The organism is Geodermatophilus sp. DSM 45219, from assembly GCF_900104025.1.
GTDB lineage: Bacteria > Actinomycetota > Actinomycetes > Mycobacteriales > Geodermatophilaceae > Geodermatophilus.
The window spans coordinates 548,041-566,222 of sequence record NZ_FNIQ01000004.1 but is presented as its reverse complement, the minus strand read 5'-3'; the positions used below and the strand labels follow the sequence as shown (position 1 = coordinate 566,222).

At 74.8% G+C, this 18,182-nt stretch carries 16 protein-coding genes; 6 read left to right on the top strand and 10 right to left on the bottom strand.

Translation table 11 applies throughout. The features are described from left to right. Positions 1–67: 67 nt before the first annotated feature. The 5 genes from BLR12_RS15635 (at position 68) to BLR12_RS15620 (ending at position 4,862) form a co-directional block, all read left to right on the top strand. Positions 68–1,048, top strand: coding sequence for an asparaginase (locus tag BLR12_RS15635; protein WP_091380078.1), 981 nt, complete (start codon positions 68–70; stop codon positions 1,046–1,048). Positions 1,049–1,094: 46 nt separating this feature from the next. Continuing rightward, positions 1,095–1,976, top strand: a complete 882-nt coding sequence (locus BLR12_RS15630) for a polysaccharide deacetylase family protein (protein WP_091379801.1) — start codon at positions 1,095–1,097, stop codon at positions 1,974–1,976. 34 nt (positions 1,977–2,010) lie between these two features. After that, the gene (locus BLR12_RS15625; RefSeq protein WP_091379798.1) at positions 2,011–3,513 is read left to right on the top strand and encodes an NCS1 family transporter; all 1,503 of its coding nucleotides are present in this window, start codon (positions 2,011–2,013) and stop codon (positions 3,511–3,513) included. Between the two features lie 81 nt (positions 3,514–3,594). Beyond that, complete coding sequence (locus BLR12_RS24620) at positions 3,595–3,873, top strand: P-II family nitrogen regulator (RefSeq protein WP_176832542.1); 279 nt, start codon at positions 3,595–3,597, stop codon at positions 3,871–3,873. After that, positions 3,870–4,862 carry a CobW family GTP-binding protein gene (locus BLR12_RS15620; RefSeq protein WP_218120692.1) on the top strand — a complete coding sequence of 331 codons (993 nt, stop codon included), beginning with the start codon at positions 3,870–3,872 and terminating at the stop codon, positions 4,860–4,862. The genes BLR12_RS24620 and BLR12_RS15620 overlap by 4 nt, the downstream gene beginning before the upstream one ends. Here the strand turns inward: BLR12_RS15620 and pucD are convergent. From pucD to BLR12_RS15595, 5 genes are all read right to left on the bottom strand, one after another. Then, positions 4,849–7,131 carry a xanthine dehydrogenase subunit D gene (gene pucD, locus BLR12_RS15615; RefSeq protein WP_091379795.1) on the bottom strand — a complete coding sequence of 761 codons (2,283 nt, stop codon included), beginning with the start codon at positions 7,129–7,131 and terminating at the stop codon, positions 4,849–4,851. The genes BLR12_RS15620 and pucD overlap by 14 nt on opposite strands. Further along, entirely contained in the window at positions 7,128–7,598 is a 471-nt protein-coding gene (locus tag BLR12_RS15610) for a (2Fe-2S)-binding protein (RefSeq protein WP_091379792.1), read from the bottom strand. Before BLR12_RS15610 ends, pucD begins: the two co-directional genes overlap by 4 nt. Further along, the gene (locus BLR12_RS15605; protein WP_091379790.1) at positions 7,598–8,458 is read right to left on the bottom strand and encodes an FAD binding domain-containing protein; all 861 of its coding nucleotides are present in this window, start codon (positions 8,456–8,458) and stop codon (positions 7,598–7,600) included. The genes BLR12_RS15610 and BLR12_RS15605 overlap by 1 nt, the downstream gene beginning before the upstream one ends. A gap of 98 nt (positions 8,459–8,556) precedes the next feature. Beyond that, a complete protein-coding gene (locus tag BLR12_RS15600) occupies positions 8,557–9,123 on the bottom strand; it encodes a hypothetical protein (RefSeq protein WP_091379787.1) in 567 nt (188 codons plus the stop codon). Positions 9,124–9,210: 87 nt separating this feature from the next. Beyond that, positions 9,211–10,059 (bottom strand): SDR family oxidoreductase, encoded by an 849-nt coding sequence (locus BLR12_RS15595; RefSeq protein WP_091379785.1) that lies wholly within the window; start codon positions 10,057–10,059, stop codon positions 9,211–9,213. A 74-nt stretch (positions 10,060–10,133) separates the two neighbouring features. Between BLR12_RS15595 and BLR12_RS15590 the strand changes: the two genes are divergently transcribed. Continuing rightward, positions 10,134–11,144 (top strand): iron-containing redox enzyme family protein, encoded by a 1,011-nt coding sequence (locus BLR12_RS15590; protein WP_091379783.1) that lies wholly within the window; start codon positions 10,134–10,136, stop codon positions 11,142–11,144. A 67-nt stretch (positions 11,145–11,211) separates the two neighbouring features. Here BLR12_RS15590 and BLR12_RS15585 read toward each other — a convergent pair whose 3' ends face one another. The 5 genes from BLR12_RS15585 to BLR12_RS15565 all read right to left on the bottom strand — a co-directional run bounded on the left by BLR12_RS15585 (position 11,212) and on the right by BLR12_RS15565 (position 18,165). Continuing rightward, positions 11,212–11,526, bottom strand: a complete 315-nt coding sequence (locus BLR12_RS15585; RefSeq protein WP_255363537.1) for a CDGSH iron-sulfur domain-containing protein — start codon at positions 11,524–11,526, stop codon at positions 11,212–11,214. A 42-nt stretch (positions 11,527–11,568) separates the two neighbouring features. Then, the gene (locus BLR12_RS15580) at positions 11,569–14,685 is read right to left on the bottom strand and encodes a bifunctional [glutamine synthetase] adenylyltransferase/[glutamine synthetase]-adenylyl-L-tyrosine phosphorylase (RefSeq protein WP_091379780.1); all 3,117 of its coding nucleotides are present in this window, start codon (positions 14,683–14,685) and stop codon (positions 11,569–11,571) included. Beyond that, positions 14,682–15,434 carry a type 1 glutamine amidotransferase gene (locus tag BLR12_RS15575; protein ID WP_255363536.1) on the bottom strand — a complete coding sequence of 251 codons (753 nt, stop codon included), beginning with the start codon at positions 15,432–15,434 and terminating at the stop codon, positions 14,682–14,684. The genes BLR12_RS15580 and BLR12_RS15575 overlap by 4 nt, the downstream gene beginning before the upstream one ends. A gap of 65 nt (positions 15,435–15,499) precedes the next feature. Continuing rightward, complete coding sequence (locus BLR12_RS15570) at positions 15,500–16,840, bottom strand: glutamine synthetase family protein (RefSeq protein ID WP_091380069.1); 1,341 nt, start codon at positions 16,838–16,840, stop codon at positions 15,500–15,502. Between the two features lie 95 nt (positions 16,841–16,935). After that, complete coding sequence (locus BLR12_RS15565) at positions 16,936–18,165, bottom strand: NAD(P)/FAD-dependent oxidoreductase (protein ID WP_091379774.1); 1,230 nt, start codon at positions 18,163–18,165, stop codon at positions 16,936–16,938. Positions 18,166–18,182 lie beyond the last annotated feature (17 nt).

Sequence of the window (18,182 nt, the reverse complement as noted above, 5' to 3'; positions counted from 1 at the left end):
GCACTAGCGTCCGCGCAATCGATTGCGCAGTGACTGCCGTCACTCCGGCCGGCCGAGGAGACCTGTGATGCCGTTGGTGCGCGTCCTGACGACGGGCGGGACGATCGCGTCCCGCCCCGATCCCGACGGGCGCGTGGTCGCCGCCGACAGCGGGGACGACCTGCTGCGCGCCCTGCTGCCGATCGAGGACGTCGACGTCCGGGTGGAGGACGTCTTCCGCCTGGGCAGCTACCGGCTCGGCCTCGATGACGTCCGGGAACTCGCCCGCCGGGTCCGTGCCGCTGCCGCCGACGCCGACGGCGTCGTGGTCACGCACGGCACCGACACGATGGAGGAGACGGCCTGGTTCCTCGACCTGGCGCACGGGGGTCCCCAGCCGGTGGTCGTGACGGGCGCCCAGCGCAACGCCGAGGCGACCGATGCCGACGGCCCCCGCAACCTGCGCGACGCCGTCCGCCTCGCCTGCGACCCCGCCGCCCGGGACATCGGCGTCGTCGTCGCCATGGCCGGGCGGGTGCTGTCCGCCCGGCAGGTCACCAAGGTGCACTCCCTCGCAGTGGACGCGTTCGCCGCTCCTGACGGTGGACAGCTGGGCCGAGTGGACGCCGAGGCCGTGCGGCTCGTCGCCGTGCCGCGCCGGCGACCGGCCTTCGACCTCGACGCCCTCGACGGCGAGTGGCCCCGGGTGGACGTCGTCCCCCTGCACCTGGGTGCTGACGGCACGTTCGTCCGAGCCGCCCGGGAGGCTGGGGCCCGCGGCATCGTCCTCGACGCCTTCGGAGCCGGGAACGTCACGCCCGCGGTCCTGTCGGAGACCGAGAAGGCCCTCGCGGACGGGCTGCTCGTGCTCGTCACCTCGCGCTGCCACGCCGGCTCGGTCAGCCCCGTGTACGGCGCCGGCGGTGGCGCCGACCTGGCCGCCGCCGGAGCTCTGCTCGCCGGGGACCTCCGAGCCCCCAAGGCGCGGCTGCTGCTCACCCTCGCGCTGGCCGCGGGCGGCGACGCCGACCGCGCCGCCGAGGTCTTGCAGCCGTACGTGAACCCCTGATCGGCACCACCCCATCCCCCAGCACCCCCAGACGAGAGGACAGGACATGCCCAAGGAGATCTTCGTGGCGTTCGGCGTGGACGTCGACGCCGTCGCCGGCTGGCTCGGCTCGTACGGCGGGGAGGACTCGCCCGACGACATCTCGCGCGGCCTGTTCGCCGGCGAGGTCGGCACACCCCGGTTGCTGGAGCTCTTCCGCCGCAACGACCTGCGGACGACGTGGTTCGTCCCCGGCCACTCGATGGAGACGTTCCCCGACCAGACCCGCATGGTCATCGACGGCGGTCACGAGCTCGGGATCCACGGCTACTCCCACGAGAACCCGATCGCGATGACCCGCCAGCAGGAGGAGACGGTCCTCCTGCGCAGCATCGACCTGGCCGAGAAGGTCAGCGGCAGGCGGCCGACCGGCTACGTCGCACCCTGGTGGGAGTTCAGCCCGGTCACCAACGAGCTGCTGCTCGAGAACGGCATCAAGTACGACCACTCGCTGATGCACCGGGACTTCGAGCCCTACTACGTCCGGGTCGGCGACAGCTGGACGAAGATCGACTACTCGCAGCCGGCCGAGACCTGGATGCAGCCGCTGGTGCGCGGCCGGGAGACCGAGCTGGTGGAGATCCCGGCGAACTGGTACCTCGACGACCTGCCGCCGATGATGTTCGTCAAGTCCAGCCCGAACAGCCACGGGTTCGTCAACCCCCGCCACCTCGAGGAGATGTGGCGCGACCAGTTCGACTGGGTGTACCGCGAGAACGACTACGCCGTCTTCACGATGACGATCCACCCCGACGTCTCGGGGCGGCCGCAGGTCCTCCTGATGCTGGAGCGGCTCATCGAGCACATCAACGGCCACGAGGGCGTCCGCTGGGCCACCTTCGACGAGATCGCCGACGACTTCATCCGCCGTTCGCCGCACAACGGCTGACCCGGCCATCCGCAGCTCTCACCGAGGAGAACCCATGACCACTGCGTCCGACCCCCGGACGGGTGCCGACCGGCGCCCGCGGAACCACCTGCTGGAGGAGTCGATCCTCCCGGTCCGGTTGCGCCACCGGACCATCGGCGCCCTGGGATTCGTCTGGATCTGGATCGGGATGGCGGTCATCATCGCCACCTTCCAGCTGGGCGCGAACGGCGTCGCCGGGCTGCCCCTGCCCGTCGTGCTGCTCACCATCCTGCTGGCCAACGCGGCCCTCGCGGTGGTCATGACGCTCACGGCGGACATCGGGACCGAGCACGGCCTGTCCTTCGCGGTGTACCTGCGAGCGCCCTTCGGCACCCTGGGCACACACCTGCCGGCGGTCTCCCGCGGCATCGTCGCCGCCATCTGGTTCGGCATCCAGACCTACCTGGGTGCCCTCGCCATCAACGGGATCGTCGAGTACTTCACCGGCTTCAGCGCGTGGTTCCTCTGGTACGTCGTCTTCGGGCTGGTGCAGATCGTCAACACCGCCATGGGGATCAAGGCCGTCGAGCGGCTCGCCGCGGTCGCCGCACCCGCGATCATCGCGGTGTCGGTGTGGATGTACTTCACCCTCGAGGACCTCGCCCGCACGCAGGGGCAGAACATCTGGACCTTCGCCGGGGACACGCCGATCTCCGCGTTCAGCCTCTTCGTCGCCAACATGGCGTTCTGGTCGGCCCTCGCGGTCGACATCCCGAACCTGACCCGGTTCGTGAAGACCGAGAGCGGCGCGCGGAGCTTCGCCCGGCGGAACAAGAACGTCTTCGTCGCCCAGTTCGTGGCGCTGCCGGTGACCCAGACGTTCGTCGCGCTCATCGGCGCGGTGTCGTTCATCGCGGCCGGCGACTGGAACCCGATCACGGTCATCCAGGGTCAGAGCTCCGGCTTCACCCTCGTGGTGCTGCTGGCGCTGGTGATCCTGGCCCAGTGGTCGACCAACAACGCGGCCAACCTCATCCCGGCGGCGCTCACCTTCGTCAACGCCGGGGCGCCCCACCTGGCCTACAAGTGGGGCGTCGCGCTCGCCGGCGTCGTGGGCACCCTGGCCTTCCCCTGGCTCATCCTGAACAACCTGTTCACCTTCCTCGGCTACTACGGCGCGCTGCTCTCGGCAGTCGGCGGCATCATGATCGCCGACTACTACGTGGTGCGGCGGCGGCGGCTGAACGTCCCGGCGCTGTACCAGGCGAACGGGCAGTTCCGGTTCAGCGGCGGCGTCAACCCGGCCGGGCTCATCGCCTGGGTGGTGGCCGGCGGCCTGGCCCTGTGGCAGCTCGAGTACGCCTACCTCGTCGGCCTCCCGGTCGGCTTCCTGGTCTACCTGCTGCTGATGCGGTTCTGGATCGTCCCGCGCCACCCGCAGGCCGAGATCACCTCGGGCTTCTCCGACGAGTACCTCGGCACCAGCGCCGGTCAGGAGTGGGCCTACGACGAGGCCACGGGCCTGCGCCGTGTCCCGGCCGGCTCGGACATCGCGGTGAGCCGCGAGGACCTCTGAGGGCACGACCCCGCCGGCCCGGCCTGTGAGCGAACAGGCCGGGCCGGCGGCTTCCACGCGCGACCGACGACGAGGTGGACGATGTGCGGACTGTGCGGGGACCTCTCCCCGCAGGACCACTGGAGCGACCGGGGCCCGGGGGCGGGCACCGCCCGCCACCGCCACGAGCGGCTGCAGGCCGTGCGGACTCTCCTCGTGGGCACCGGTCTGACCGTGAGCGAGTGGCGCGGCCGCGGCTACCAGCTGGCCAACGGCCGGGGGCGCACGGTGCTCGTCCGCGACCTCGGGTCGCTCTGGGGAGAGGCCGAGCGGATGCGCGGCCGGCCGGTCGACCCGCTGGAGACCGGGGACGCGCCGTGAGCGTGGCCGGCGTGCGGCCGCTGACGGTCGTCTCCGGTGCCCTCGGCAGCGGGAAGACCACGCTGCTGCGGGACCTGCTGACCCGCCCCGACCTGCGTTCGACCGCGGTGCTGGTCAACGAGCTGGGCGAGATCGGGCTCGACCACCACCAACTGCGCCACGTCGACGAGCGGACCGTGGTGCTGCCCGGCGGCTGCGTCTGCTGCGCCACCCGTTCGGACGTCGAGTCCGCACTGCACGAGCTCCTCGCCACGGAGGAGGCCGGACACGTCGACCCGGTCCGCCGCGTCCTGCTGGAGACGACCGGTCTGGCCGATCCCGCCCCGGTGGTCGCGACCCTGCTGGCCTCTCCCACGCTGCGCCACCACTTCGCCGTCGACCGGGTGGTCGTCACCGTCGACGCCCAGGCCGTCGCGCGGGACGCCGACCAGGGCGCGGAGTGGCTGCAGCAGGTGGTGTGCGCCGATCTGCTGGTGCTGACGAAGACGGACCTGGTGACCGCTGCGGCCGCCCGCGAGCTCGCCGCGCGTCTGAGGCGACTCAACCCCGCGGCGCCCGTCGTGTCCCGCGCCGAGATCGACCTCGCCGCCACGAGGTCCGTTCCAGCCGCCGCAGCGGTTCCCCCGCTCCCGGCGGACCGACACCTCTCCGGCGTCGCGTCCACCTCCGTGACGCTCGACGGCCCGGTCGACTGGGCCGCCTTCGCCGTGTGGGTCTCGGCGCTGCTGCACGCCCACGGCGACCGCATCCTGCGGATGAAGGCGCTCCTGGACACCGGCGGCGACGAACCGGTCGTCCTCGACGCCGTCCAGCACGTCGTCCACCCGCCGCGGCACCTGCCGCGCTGGGACGGCCCGCGGGCGTCGTCCCTCGTGGTCATCACCCGCGACCTGCCGCCCGAGCGGGTCGTGGCGGCGCTGCAGCGCTTCCTGGGCCGACGGCGACCCGCCGCCGCCCCCGCGGGCGGCGACCGGGTCACACCCCCGTGATGTGCTCCGGGCGGATGGGCACCCGGCGCAGCGGCTTCCCGCAGGCGGCGCGCACCGCGGCGGCGACCGCCGGGCCCGAGGAGATGGTCGGCGGCTCCCCCACCCCGCGGACGCCGTAGGGCGCGTGCGGGTCGGCGTACTCCAGCACCTCCACCTTCATCGGCGGCATGTCGAGGATGGTCGGCAGCAGGTAGTCGGTGAACGACGGGTTGCGCACGTGGCCGTCGGTCACCACCACCTCCTCCATGAGCGCCAGGCCCATGCCCTGCGCGGACCCGCCGTGGATCTGGCCGACGACCGCGTCGGGGTTGATCGCCCTGCCGACGTCCTGCGCGGTGTCCAGGGCGACCACCTTGACCAGGCCCAGCTCGGTGTCGACGTCGACCACCGCGCGGTGCGCGGAGAACGCGAACTGCACGTGCGCGTCGCCCTGGCCGGTCTGGGGGTCGATCGCGTGGGTGGGCCGGTGCCGCCACTCGACGGTCTCCTCCACCGCGTCGTCCCCGAGGACGTCGGCCAGCCCGGCGAGCACCTCGCCGCCGGCGCCGACGACCTTGTCGCCGTCCAGCGCGAGGCCGGCGACCGGGCGGCCGAGCGCGACCGCGGCGCGCTGCAGCACCGCCGTCCGCACCGCCTCGCAGGCGGCCTTGACCGCCCCGCCGGTGACGTAGGTCTGCCGGGACGCCGACGTCGACCCGGCCGAGCCGACCGCGGTGTCCGCCGGGACGACGACCACCCGCTCCACGCCGAGCTCGGTGCGGGCGATCTGCTGCTGCACGGTGACCAGCCCCTGGCCGACCTCGGCCGCGGCGGTGTGCACGGTGGCCACCGCCTCGCCGCCGGTCAGCTGCAGCCGCACCCGGGCGGTGGAGTAGTCGTCGAAGCCCTCGGAGAAGCCGACGTTCTTGTAGGTGACCGAGTAGCCGACGCCGCGGCGGACGCCCTCGCCGTGGGTGGTGTTGCCGACCGCGCCGGGCAGGTTCCGCAGGTCGGAGGTCTCCAGCGGCGGGGGCAGCGGCAGGTCGGCCACCCGCTGCAGCAGCTCGGCGACGGGGGCGGCGGAGTCGATGACCTGGCCGGTGATGTTGCGGTCGCCCTCCTGGACGCCGTTGCGCCGGCGGATCTCCACCGGGTCGACCCCGACGGCGGCGGCGAGCTCGTCCATCAACGCCTCGTGCGCGAACGCGGCCTGCACGCAGCCGAAGCCGCGCATCGCCCCGCACGGCGGGTTGTGGGTGAACACCCCGTAGGCGTCCACCGCCACCGACGGGAAGCGGTAGGGGCCCAGCCCCAGGGTGCCCGCGTTGCCGACGACCGCTGCGGTCGAGGAGGCGTAGGCGCCGCCGTCGAGCAGCACGTGGGCCTTCGCGTAGACCAGGGTGCCGTCGCGCTCCGCGCCGAACTCGTAGGTCATCGTCGCCGGGTGCCGGTGCACGTGGCCGTAGAAGGACTCCTCCCGGCCGTAGCTCATCTTCACCGGCCTGCCGGTGCGCAGCGCCAGCAGGCAGGCGTGCACGTGCACCGAGAGGTCCTCCCGGCCGCCGAACGCGCCGCCGACGCCGGCCAGCGTGAGCCGCACCTTCTCGGGCGGCATGCCCAGCGCGAGGCAGATCTGCCGCTGGTCGACGTGCAGCCACTGGGTGGCGACGTAGAGGTCGACACCGCCGTCCTCGGCCGGGACGGCGAGCCCGGACTCCGGCCCGAGGAACGCCTGGTCCTGCATGCCGACCTCGAAGTCGAGGCTCACCACGACCGGGGCGACCGGGGCCGGGTCGCCGCGCCGGAGCCGCAGGTGGCGGACCAGGTTGCCGCCGGGGTGCACCCGCGGCGCGTCGTCGTCCAGCGCGCGGCGGGCGTCGGTGAGCGCGGGCAGCACCTCGTAGTCGACCCGGATCCGCGCCGCCGCCCGGCGCGCGGTCTCCGGGTGGTCGGCGGCGACCAGCGCCACCGGCTCGCCCTCGAACCGGACGAACTCCCCGGCCAGCACCGGCTGGTCGGCGTGCTCGAGGCCGTAGGCGTTCTCGCCGGGCACGTCGTCGGCGGTGAGGACGGCGCTGACGCCGGGCACCGTGAGCGCCTCGGTGACGTCGATGCGCCGGATGCGGGCGTGCGGGTGCGGGCTGCGCAGCGTGACGCCCCAGACCATGTCGTCGTGCCACAGGTCGCTGGCGTAGGCGAACTCGCCGGTGACCTTGAGCGTGCCGTCGGGGCGCTGGGCGCTGTCGCCGATCCGGCCGGTCGTCCGGGCCCCGGTCTCGGTGGTGGTCATCGCGTCGCCTGCCGGTCGGCCGCGAGCCGGACGGCGTCGAGGATCTTCTCGTAGCCGGTGCAGCGGCACAGGTTGCCGGCCAGCGCCTCGCGGATCTCGGGGTCCGACGGCTGCGGCACGCGGGCCAGCAGGTCGTGCGCTGCGACGACCAGCCCGGGGGTGCAGAACCCGCACTGCACGGCGCCGGCGTCGACGAAGGCCTCCTGCACCGGGTGCAGCGCCTCGCCGTCGGCCAGGCCCTCGACGGTGGTGACCTCGCGGCCGATCGCCTGACCGGCGGCGACCAGGCACGCGCACACCGGCTCGCCGTCCAGGTAGACGGTGCACGAGCCGCACTCGCCCTGCTCGCAGGCGTTCTTCGCGCCGGGCAGGCCCAGCCGCTCGCGCAGCAGGTACAGCAGGCTCTCCCCCGGCCAGACGTCGTCGGCGGTGCGCTCGGTGCCGTTGACGGTGGTGGTGACGCGCATCAGGCGGCCCTCCTCAGGTCGTCCCAGGCCCAGGTGACGGCGCGGCGGGCCAGCACCGCGAGCGAGTGCCGCCGGTAGGCCGCCGTCCCCCGGACGTCGTCGATCGGCGAGGCCGCGGCGGCGACCCGCTCGCCGAAGGCCCGCGCCAGGCCGTCGGGCAGCGGGCTGCGGGCGGCCCAGTCCAGCGCGCCGGCGAGGAACTCCTCGGCCTCGGGAGCGCGCCGCGGGGTGGGTGCGGCCGACCCGATGCCGGTGCCGACCGCCTGCCGGTCGGGGTGCAGGGCGAGTGCGAACGCCGACACCGAGATCACCATCGCGTTGCGGGTGCCGACCTTGCAGAACTGCTGCGGTCCGCGCGCGGTGCGCACGAGGACCGCGGCGATCAGCTCGTCGGGCTCGAGGGCGTTGCGCTTGACCCCGGTGAAGAACTCCGCCACCGGGACGCGGCGGGGACCCCTGGCGGCCGACGCCACCTCCACCTCCGCGCCGGCGGCCAGCAGCGGCGGGTGCGCGTCACCGGCCGGGGACGCCGACCCGAGGTTGCCGCCCACGGTGCCGCGCACCCGGATCTGCGGCGAGCCGACGGTGCGCGAGGCCATCGCCAGGCCGGGCAGCTGCGCGCCCAGCTCGGTGATCACCCGCGCGTACGGGACTCCGGCGCCCAGCCGCACCGTCCCGCCGTCGAGCGACCACTCCCGGAGCTCGCCGACCCGTGTGAGGTCCAGCAGCGCCCCGGGACGGCGGCGGTCGAAGTTCAGCTCGACCATCACGTCGGTGCCGCCGCTGATCGGCAGCGCGTCGGGCCGCTCGGCCCGCAGCGCGAGCGCCTCGTCCCACGACGACGGCTGCAGGAAGTCCATCGCCCCTCCTCGTCCCACCGTTCGGTCTGACGAGCACTGTGCACGAGGTGGGTGACGAACAGGGAACGGTGAGTCGCGGGCGCGTCGGTGGACCGGGCTCAGACGGCGGTGGTCTGCAGGCCCTCCACCATGGCGTCGAGGGCCGCCACCGCGCTCTCGTGGTCGACCCGGGGCAGCTCGACGGCGTCGGCCAGCAGGGTGCGCCCGCCGAGGTCGACCGCCCACGTCGTGATGCGGGTGCCCTCCGGGTACAGCCCCAGCGTGGTGACCTGCTCGATCCGCACGGCCTCGCGCCCGCCCACCACCAGCTCCGTGCGGGCCACCTCGTCGGGCACCGGGCCGGCGGCCTCGGCGAGCGGGGCGTCCAGCAGCTGCAGGGTGACGGGGGCGGTCCGGACGTCCGAGGCTTCGGGGACGACGACCTCGCCGGGCCCGAACCAGCTGCAGGCGGGCAGCACGCCGGCGTCGTTGGTCGACCAGCCGGGGGGCAGCTCGACCCGGTAGCCGCCGGGGCCGGTGCAGGAGGTGCCGTCGTCCTGCGGCTGCGCGACCGACACGGGCTGCGCGACGGCGGCCGCCTGCGGAGCCGCCCCGGAGGCCGGGGAGGCGCAGGCGGCCAGGGCCAGCAGCGGGGCAACGGCGGCGGTTGCGCGGAGGTGGCGCACGGTCTCGGCGTCCTCCCGGTCGGGTGCACGGACCCCCTCCCCCTGCCCAGCGGGCAGTCCTCCCGAAACGCGACGGCGGCGGCCGGGTCAGCCGGTGCGCCGCTCCACCGACCGCGCGGCGACCCGTCGGATCCGGTGGGCCTGCCGGGAGAGCACCAGGTCCAGCAGCCGGTCCACCGGCGGCACCTCGCCCAGCCGGGCCAGGCCCGTCCAGCGGGGGACGGCGACCGTGCGCGACCACGGCGAGGTCAGGCAGCGGGCGATCTGGTCGGCGACCCGGTCCGGGCGGATCCCGCGGGAGAGCCGGCCCCGGGCGTCGGCGTCCGACGCCGGCGGGGAGCCGTGCCCGCGGGCCAGCCACTCGGTGGACACCGGGCCGGGGTTGACGGTGTGCACCCGCACGCCCCGGGCGGTCACCTCCCGCCGCAGCCCCGTGACGAAGCCCTGCACCCCGGCCTTGGTCGCCGAGTAGACCGTCAGGGGCGGCACCTGAGACCACGCCGCGACCGAGGCGACGGTGACGACGTCGGCCCGCCCCCGGCGGGCGGCGGCGTCCAGCAGGTGCGGCAGGGCGATCCGGGTGAGCTCCACGACACCGGTCAGGTTGAGCCCGATCAGCCGCTCGACGGCGTCGCCGGGCATGTCCTCGACCAGGCCGGCCCAGCCCAGCCCGGCGTTGAGGACGACGGCGTCGAGCCGGCCGTGCTCGTCGAGGACCCGGTCGAGCAGCCGCGCGCGGTCGGCCCCGTCGGCGACGTCGGCCACGACCGTGCTGACCCCGGGCAGCCCGCCGACGGCCCGCTCCAGCCGGTCGCCGCCGCGGGCGCAGGTCACCACCCGCGCGCCGTCGCGGGACAGCCGGGCGACGGTGCTGCGGCCGATGCCGGCGCTGCCGCCGGTGACCAGGACGACGCGGCCGGCCGGGCTCGTGCTCATGCCCAGGTCCTACCCACGGGCGACGTTGCACGCGCACACGCATCGAACGGGCCGGTCGTGGGCATGGGCGGGGGATGCGCCTGCCCGAGCCCCGGGGCCCCCTGACCGACGCCCTGTGCACCGACCTCAGCGCCGGCACGCTGTCGCCCGCGACCGCCGAGCTGGCGGAGCGGACGGCGGCCGCCGCGACCGACCCGCTCACCGACGACGACCTCCAGCTCGCCCTCGCGATCTGCTACGAGCTGCACTACCGCGGCTTCGACGGCGTCGACGAGGACTGGGAGTGGGATCCGGACCTGCTGCGCCTGCGCGCGCACCTGGAGCGGGCGCACACCGCGGCGCTGCGCGGCCTGGTCGGCGACCTCGCGGTGACCGACGAGCCGGTCGACCGGCAGCTCACCGCCCTGATCGCCGCCGACGACGGCCCCTCGCTGTCGTCGTACATGTCGCGCACCGGGTCGCTGGAGCAGTGGCGGGAGTACCTCACGCTGCGGTCGGTGTACCACCTCAAGGAGGCCGACCCGCACACCTTCGCCGTCCCCCGGCTGTCGGGGCGGACCAAGGCCGCGATGGTGGAGATCCAGGCCGACGAGTACGGCGGCGGCGCCCCGGAGCGGATGCACAGCGAGCTGTTCGCCGGGATGATGCGCGACCTCGATCTGGACGCCGGCTACGGCGCCCTCTGGGACGACGCCCCCGCTGCCGCCTTCGCCTCGGTCAACACCATGTCGCTGTTCGGTCTGCACCGCCGCTGGCGGGGCGCCGCGCTCGGCCACCTGGCCTGCGTGGAGATGACCTCCTCCGAGCCCTCCCGCCGCTACTCGGCCGGGTTGCGCCGGCTGGGCTTCCGCGGGGCGACGACGGTCTTCTACGACGAGCACGTCGAGGCCGACGCCGTCCACGAGCAGATCGCCTCGGTGGACATGTGCGGCTCGCTGGTCGCCGAGGAGCCCGAGCTGGCCGCCGACGTGCTCTTCGGGGCCGCGTGCTCGCTGGCGATGGACGGGCTGGCCGCCGCCCACCTGCTGGGCGCCTGGGAGTCCGGCGGCTCAGCGCTGCGCGGGCGGGCTCCGGTCGCCGCCTGAAAGAGGACCCCCTGCCCCCCACCACTCGCAGGCTCGCGGCGGGACCCTGCAGGGGGCCGTCCCCGGGCTAGCGAGCGGGGTCCCCCTCGGGACCCTGCCGCAGGATCCGGGCGGCCGGGCGCGGCCGGCTCGGCGCGCTCGGGGCCGAGAACCCGGCCCGCTTGTGCGAGCCGTCGCAGAAGGGCTTGATGCCGGACTTGCCGCAGCGGCACAGCGCGATCGTCTCGCGGCCCGGGTCGATCTCGGCGCCGTCCTGGTCGAGCAGCCGGAAGTCGCCGCGGACGATGAGCGGCCCGTCGCGGTAGGGCGTGATGGTGGCACCGCCCGCGGTGGACGGGGCGGGGTCCTCGATCGGGTCGGGAGCGGCGGCGGGCTGCGACACCCCCCTCCCCTGCCCCGGCGGGGCGGTCGGCACACCCATCGGTCAGGAGCCGGTCGGCGGCTGGCCGTAGAAGACCTGCTCCACGACGCCGCGCGCCTGCCGGGTGGCCCGCCGGTAGTCGTCGAGGAACTGGCCGGGGTCGGCGTCGGGGCCGTAGCCGCTGGCCCGCGCGACGCCGCCCAGCTCGACGCCCGGACGGGGCAGCTGGTCGCTCGGCCGGCCGCGGACGAGGAAGACCGCGTTGCGGGCCCGGCTGGCCAGCTCCCACGCCCGCTGCAGCGCCCCGGCCTGGTCGCCGGTGAGCAGCCCGGCCTCGCGCAGCGCGGTCAGCGCCGCCACGGTCGAGGTCACCCGCAGCTGCGGGCGCTCCGCGGCGTGCTCGAGCTGCAGCAGCTGGACGGTCCACTCGACGTCGGCCAGACCACCGCGGCCGAGCTTGGTGTGCGTCGTGGGGTCCGCGCCGCGCGGCAGCCGCTCGCGCTCGACCCGGGCCTTGATCCGGCGGATCTCGGCGACCTGCTCGGCGGAGATCCCGCCGGCCGGGTAGCGGATCGGGTCGACCAGCTCGGTGAACGCCGTCCCGAGGGCCTCGTCGCCGGCCACCGGCACGGCGCGCAGCAGCGCCTGCACCTCCCAGACCGACATCCAGCGGTCGTAGTACTCGCGGTAGGAGTCCAGCGAGCGCACCAGCGCGCCCTGCCGGCCCTCCGGCCGCAGGTCGGCGTCCACCTCGAAGGCGGGGTCGGGCGCCGGCTCGCCGAGCAGCCGGCGCAGCGTGTGCGCCACGGCGTTGGCCGCCGCGGTCGCCTTCCCGTCCTCCGCACCCTGCTTCGGCCGGTGCACGAACAGCACGTCGGCGTCCGAGCCGTAGGCCATCTCGCCGCCGCCGAGCCGGCCCAAGCCGATGACGGCGAGATCGGTCGGCAGGTCGCCGGGTGCGGTGCCGGCCTCGGCGGCGTGCGCCCGGATCGCGACGTCCAGGCCGACCTGCAGCATGGCGACGGCGATGTCGGTGAGCGCCCGCCCGACCTGCTCGACGTCCAGCAGGCCCAGCAGGTCGGCGGCGGCGACCCGCAGCAGCTCGTGCCGGCGCAGCCCGCGGAGTACCCGGATGCCGGCGGTGGGGTCCGCGGCGCGCCCGGCCGCCTGCCGCCACGCCCGGGTCAGCGCCTCGGCGGTGCGCGGGCGCAGCTCGTCGTCGTCGGCGAGGATCCGCAGCGCCTCGGGCGTGCGGGTCAGCAGCGCGGCGAGGTACTGGCTGGAGCCCAGCAGCGCGGCCAGCCGCTCGGCGACCTGCCCCTCGTCACGCAGCAGCCGCAGGTACCACTGGTTGCCGCCGAGGGCCTCGCTGACCTTGCGGTAGGCCAGCAGGCCGGCGTCGGGGTCCGCGCAGTCGGCGAGGGTCTGCAGCACCACCGGCAGCAGGTACTTCTGCATCGACGCCGACCGGGACACCCCGCCGGTGAGCGCGGCCATGTGCCGCAGCGCGCCGTCGGGGTCGGCGAAGCCGAGGGCGCGCAACCAGTCCCCGGCGGCCTTGGAGCCCAGCTGCGCGGCCTCCGGCGGCACCTTCGCCACCGCCGACAGCAGCGGCCGGTAGAAGAGCTTCTCGTGCAGCCGGCGCACCTCGCGGGTGTGCAGCGACAGCTCGGCGTCCAGCACGGCGACGGCGTCCCCGCGGTGGTCGGGCTTGTAGCCCAGCGAGCGGGCCAGCCAGCGCAGCTGCTGCTCGTCGGTGGGCAGCAGGTGGGTGCGGCGCAGCCGGAGCAGCTGGAGCCGGTGCTCCACGGTGCGCAGGAACCGGTAGGAGGCGATGAGGGTGTCGGCGTCCTCCCGGCCGACGTAGCCGCCGGCGCGCAGCGCGTGCAGCGCCGGCAGGGTGCCGCCCACCCGCAGCCGGACGTCGACCCGGCCGTGCACCAGCTGCAGCAGCTGGACGGCGAACTCGACGTCGCGCAGCCCGCCGCGGCCGAGCTTGAGCTCGCGCTCGGCCTGGGCCGGGGGGATGTTGTCCAGCACCCGCCGGCGCATGGCCTGCACCTCGGCGACGAAGCCGGGCCGCTCGCCGGCCTCCCAGACCAGCGGGAACAGCTCCTCGACGTAGGCCCGGCCGAGGTCGGGGTCGCCGGCGACCGGACGCATCTTCAGCAGCGCCTGGAACTCCCAGGTGCTCGCCCAGCTGCGGTAGTAGGCCGCGTGGTTGGCCAGCGTGCGCACCAGCGCACCGGCCTTGCCCTCGGGGCGCAGCGCCGCGTCGACCTCCCAGGCCGCCTCGTGGCAGATCCGCATCAGCGCCGCGGCCACGCGGGTCGCGCTCTTCACCGCGGGGCCGGCGTCGACCTCCGAACCGGTCCGGCCGGACGGGTCGACCGGCTCGGCGACGAAGACGACGTCGACGTCGCTGACGTAGTTGAGCTCCCGGCCACCGGTCTTCCCCAGCGCGATCACCGCCAGCCGGCAGGGCGCGGCGTCGGCGGGCTGCTCGGCGACGGCCAGCGCGAGCCCCGCGGTGAGGACGGCGCCGGCGATGTCGGCCAGCTCGGCGGCGACGTCCTCGGCGGCCAGGCCCTCGCCGAGGTCGCGGCCGGCGACCGAGAGGATGGCCCGCCGGTAGGCCAGCCGGAGGTCGGCGACGCGCTGTGGGCCCGCGTCCGGCGCCGCCCTGCCCAGCCGCACCCCCCACGGCGGGTCGTCGGAGTCGGCGCCGACGGCGACCAGCATCTGCCGCTCCAGCGCCTGCGGCGTGGGCCGGGTCGGGCCGCTGCCGTCACTGTCGAGGACGGTCCAGTCGCCGGGGTTGGCCGCCAGGTGGTCGGCCAGGCCGGAGCTGGCGCCCAGCACGGCGAGCAGCCGGGAGCGCAGCAGCGCCGAGCCGCGCAGCCGGGCCAGCAGCGCGGCGGCCGACCCGCCGCCGGGGTCGGCGGCGTCGAGGGACTCGACCAGCCGGCGCAGCGAGCGGACGGCGAGGTCGGGGTCGCCGGTGCGGGCCAGCGCGGAGACGACCGGGCCGGCCTCGGGGTCGGCGGGCTCGTTGCGCTCGAGGTCCCACAGCCCCATCGCGGGCTCGGACAGCAGGCGGGCGGCCCGCTCGCCGTCGACGAACCCGAACCGCACCAGCCGGACGACGGCCCGGCGCGGGACCTCCGGCGCGCTGGTCACGCCGCACCGGCTCCGGTCCGGGCGGTGGTGCGCACCAGCTCGGCGAACCGGCCGGCGAACGGCGCCCACACCTCCTCCAGGTCCGGGTGCACCGCGGCGGCGCGGGCGCAGATGGTCTCCCGGTCGAAGGGGCTGGCGGCCACGCCCACGACGTCGCGGGTGGCCCACTCCTCGACGATCTCCGGCGTCGTCTCGATGTGGAACTGCACGCCGTAGACGCGCCGGCCCACGCGGAAGGCCTGGTGGGGATAGGCCGGGTTGCTGGCCAGCAGGGTCGCCCCGCGGGGCAGCTCGGCGATCTCGTCGTGGTGGAACTGGATGACGTCCGGGGTCATCGGCAGCGGGCCGAACAGCGGGTCGCGGTCGGCGGCGTCGCGCTTGGCGACGAGGGTGGCGCCGACCTCCGGCCCGTCGACCCCCTTCCGCACCCGCCCGCCCCCGACCTCGGCGAGCAGCTGCGCGCCCAGGCAGACGGCCAGGGTGGGGACGTCGGCCTCGAGCGCCTGCGCCAGCAGCCGGCGGACGCCGACGAGCTCCGGGCTGGTCGCCTCGTCGTCCATCGCCGACTGCGGCCCGCCCAGGACGAGCAGTCCGTCGAACTCGTCGAGCGTCGCGGGCAGGTCGTCGCCGGCTCCGGGCCGGCGCTCGTCGAGCTCCAGTCCGGCCTGCGCCAGCCACGCCCCGAGCCGGGCGGGCGGATCGGTCTCCGAGGGGACGACGACGAGCAGGCGGGCAAGCTGGCCGGACACGGCGCCGAGCGTAGTTCGCGCAGCCCACCATCCCCCGCTCACCGCCATTATCGCGATAAAGGCACTCAGAGGCCGGGGAGGTAGCGCTTGAGCTCCCAGGGGGTCACGTTCTGCCGGTAGGCGTTGAACTCGGCCCACTTGTTGCGCAGGAAGAACTCGAAGACGTGCTCGCCCAGGGCCTCGGCGACCAGTTCGCTGCCCTGCATCGCGGTGAGCGCCTCGCCGAGGGAGACCGGGAGGTCCTCGTAGCCGGCGGCGCGGCGCTCGGTGTCGGTGAGCGACCAGACGTCGTCCTCGGCCTCCGGCGGGAGCTCGTAGCCCTTCTCGATGCCGCGCAGCCCGGCGGCCAGCAGGACGGCGAAGGTGAGGTAGGGGTTGCACGCGGAGTCAGGCGAGCGCACCTCGACCCGCGCCGACTGGCCCTTGTTCGGCTTGTAGGAGGGCAGCCGGACCAGCGCCGACCGGTTGGCCCGGCCCCAGGTGGCCGCGGTCGGCGCCTCGGTGCCGGCCAGCAGCCGCCGGTAGGAGTTCACCGTCTGGTTGGTGACGGCCGTGTACTCCCGGGCGTGGACGAGCAGTCCGGCGATGAACTGCTTGCCGGTGGCCGACAGCCGCATCGGGTCGGCCGGGTCGTGGAAGGCGTTGCGGTCGCCCTCGAACAGCGACAGGTGGGTGTGCATCGCCGAGCCGGCCAGGTCGGTGAACGGCTTGGGCATGAACGTGGCGTGCACCTGCTGGGCGAGCGCGACCTCACGGACGACGTGCCGCAGCGTCATGATGTTGTCGGCCATCGACAGCGCGTCGGCGTAGCGCAGGTCGATCTCCTGCTGGCCCGGCGCGACCTCGTGGTGGCTGAACTCCACCGAGATGCCCATCGCCTCCAGGGCGAAGACCGCCTCGCGGCGGAAGTCGTGGGCGACGTTGTGCGTGGACAGGTCGAAGTAGCCGCCGTTGTCGGCGGGCTCGGGCGGGCTGCCGTCGCCGGGCTGGTCCTTGAGCAGGAAGAACTCGACCTCGGGGTGGGTGTAGAAGGTGAAGCCCATCTCGGCGGCCTTCGACAGCGCCCGGCGCAGCACGTGCCGGGGGTCGGCCCAGGACGGCGAGCCGTCGGGGGTGGTGAGGTCGCAGAACATCCGCGCGGTGTCGCTGGAGCCGCCCTTGGCCGACGGCATCACCTGGAAGGTGCCGGGGTCGGGCTTGGCGAGCATGTCGGACTCGTAGACCCGCGCGAAGCCCTCGATGGCCGAGCCGTCGAAGCCGATGCCCTCCGCGAAGGCGGCCTCGATCTCGGCGGGGGCCACGGCCACGGCCTTGAGGTACCCGGAGACGTCGGTGAACCACAGCCGCACGAAGCGGATGTCGCGTTCCTCGAGGGTGCGCAGGACGAACTCCTGCTGTCGGTCCATGCTCGGCATGATCGCGTCCAGTCGTTTCCGGGGTGTGACGTCGCCTCCAGCCTGCCTCCTGCGCGGGAACGACGGCACCCCGGCACGCCCGGGGCCTATCCCGCGAGCAGCTCCAGCGGGGTGTCCGGGTCGGCGAGCCTGGCCGGCTGGACCTGCCGCCGCGACCGGATCAGCTGCTGGATGGGCGCGGTGACGTCCCAGACGTCCACGTTCATGCCGGCGGTCACGCGACCGTCGGCCATCCAGAAGGCGATGAACGGCCCGCGGTCGGGGTCCCCGCGGCAGACGACCGTGTCGCCGGGACCGGCGAGCCCCGAGTACTCCATGCCGAGCTCGTACTGGTCGGTGAAGAAGTAGGGGACCCGGTCGAAGACGACGTCCTGCCCGAGCATGGACCGCGCCGCGGCCGGACCGCCGTGCAGCGCGTTGGCCCAGTGCTCGACGCGGACGTGCCGGCCGTAGAGCGGGCGGAAGGACGCCGCCACGTCACCTGCGGCGAACACGTCCGGCGCGGAGGTCCGCAGCGCGTGGTCGGTGACCACACCGTTGTCGACCTCCAGGCCCGCCGACGCCGCCAGGTGGGTGTGCGGTACGGCACCGATGCCGACGACGACCAGGTCGGCGGGCAGCCCCGCGTGCCGGTCGGTCACCACCGAGGCGGCCCGGCCGTCGGCTCCGCGGATCTCGCGCACGGTCGTGTCGGTGAACACGTCGACGCCGTGCTGCCGGTGCAGGCGGGCGAAGACCTCCCCCATCTGCTGACCCAGCACCGCGTGCAGCGGCGTGGGTTGCGGTTCGACGACGGTCACCGCGTTGCCGTGGGAGCGGGCGGCAGCCGCGACCTCGAGCCCGATCCAGCCCGCACCCACGATCACGAGCTGCCGTCCGCCGTCGGCGAGGTCGGCCTTCAACCGGTCGGCGTCGGCCAGGGTGCGCAGGTACCGGACGCCGTCGAGCTCGGCGCCGGGCACCGGGAGCCGTCGGGCCGAGGCCCCGGTGGCCAGCAGCAGCCGCGCGTAGGCGATCTCCTCCCCCGTGTCCAGGGTCAGCCGGTGCGCGGCCGGGTCCAGCCGGGTGGCCCGGACGCCGGTGCGCAGCTCGACGTCCTGGTCGGCGTACCACCCGGCGTCGTGGACGAACGCACTGTCGCGGCCGGCGCGGTCGAGCAGGTACTGCTTGGACAGCGGCGGCCGCTCGTAGGGCCGCTCGGGTTCTGCGCCGACGAGCACGACCGGCCCGTCGAACCCCTCCTCCCGCAGCGTCTCGGCGGCCTTGGCGCCGGCCAGTCCGGCACCGACGACGACGAACGGATCCTGGATGGGCACGGGGTCTCCCCTCGGGA

Coding starts and splice junctions, on each gene's coding strand:
- BLR12_RS15635 (WP_091380078.1), top strand. CDS start 68: ATGCCGTTGGTGCGCGTCCTGACGACGGGCGGGACGATCGCGTCCCGC.
- BLR12_RS15630 (WP_091379801.1), top strand. CDS start 1,095: ATGCCCAAGGAGATCTTCGTGGCGTTCGGCGTGGACGTCGACGCCGTC.
- BLR12_RS15625 (WP_091379798.1), top strand. CDS start 2,011: ATGACCACTGCGTCCGACCCCCGGACGGGTGCCGACCGGCGCCCGCGG.
- BLR12_RS24620 (WP_176832542.1), top strand. CDS start 3,595: ATGTGCGGACTGTGCGGGGACCTCTCCCCGCAGGACCACTGGAGCGAC.
- pucD (WP_091379795.1), bottom strand. CDS start 7,131: ATGACCACCACCGAGACCGGGGCCCGGACGACCGGCCGGATCGGCGAC.
- BLR12_RS15610 (WP_091379792.1), bottom strand. CDS start 7,598: ATGCGCGTCACCACCACCGTCAACGGCACCGAGCGCACCGCCGACGAC.
- BLR12_RS15605 (WP_091379790.1), bottom strand. CDS start 8,458: ATGGACTTCCTGCAGCCGTCGTCGTGGGACGAGGCGCTCGCGCTGCGG.
- BLR12_RS15595 (WP_091379785.1), bottom strand. CDS start 10,059: ATGAGCACGAGCCCGGCCGGCCGCGTCGTCCTGGTCACCGGCGGCAGC.
- BLR12_RS15590 (WP_091379783.1), top strand. CDS start 10,134: ATGCGCCTGCCCGAGCCCCGGGGCCCCCTGACCGACGCCCTGTGCACC.
- BLR12_RS15570 (WP_091380069.1), bottom strand. CDS start 16,840: ATGGACCGACAGCAGGAGTTCGTCCTGCGCACCCTCGAGGAACGCGAC.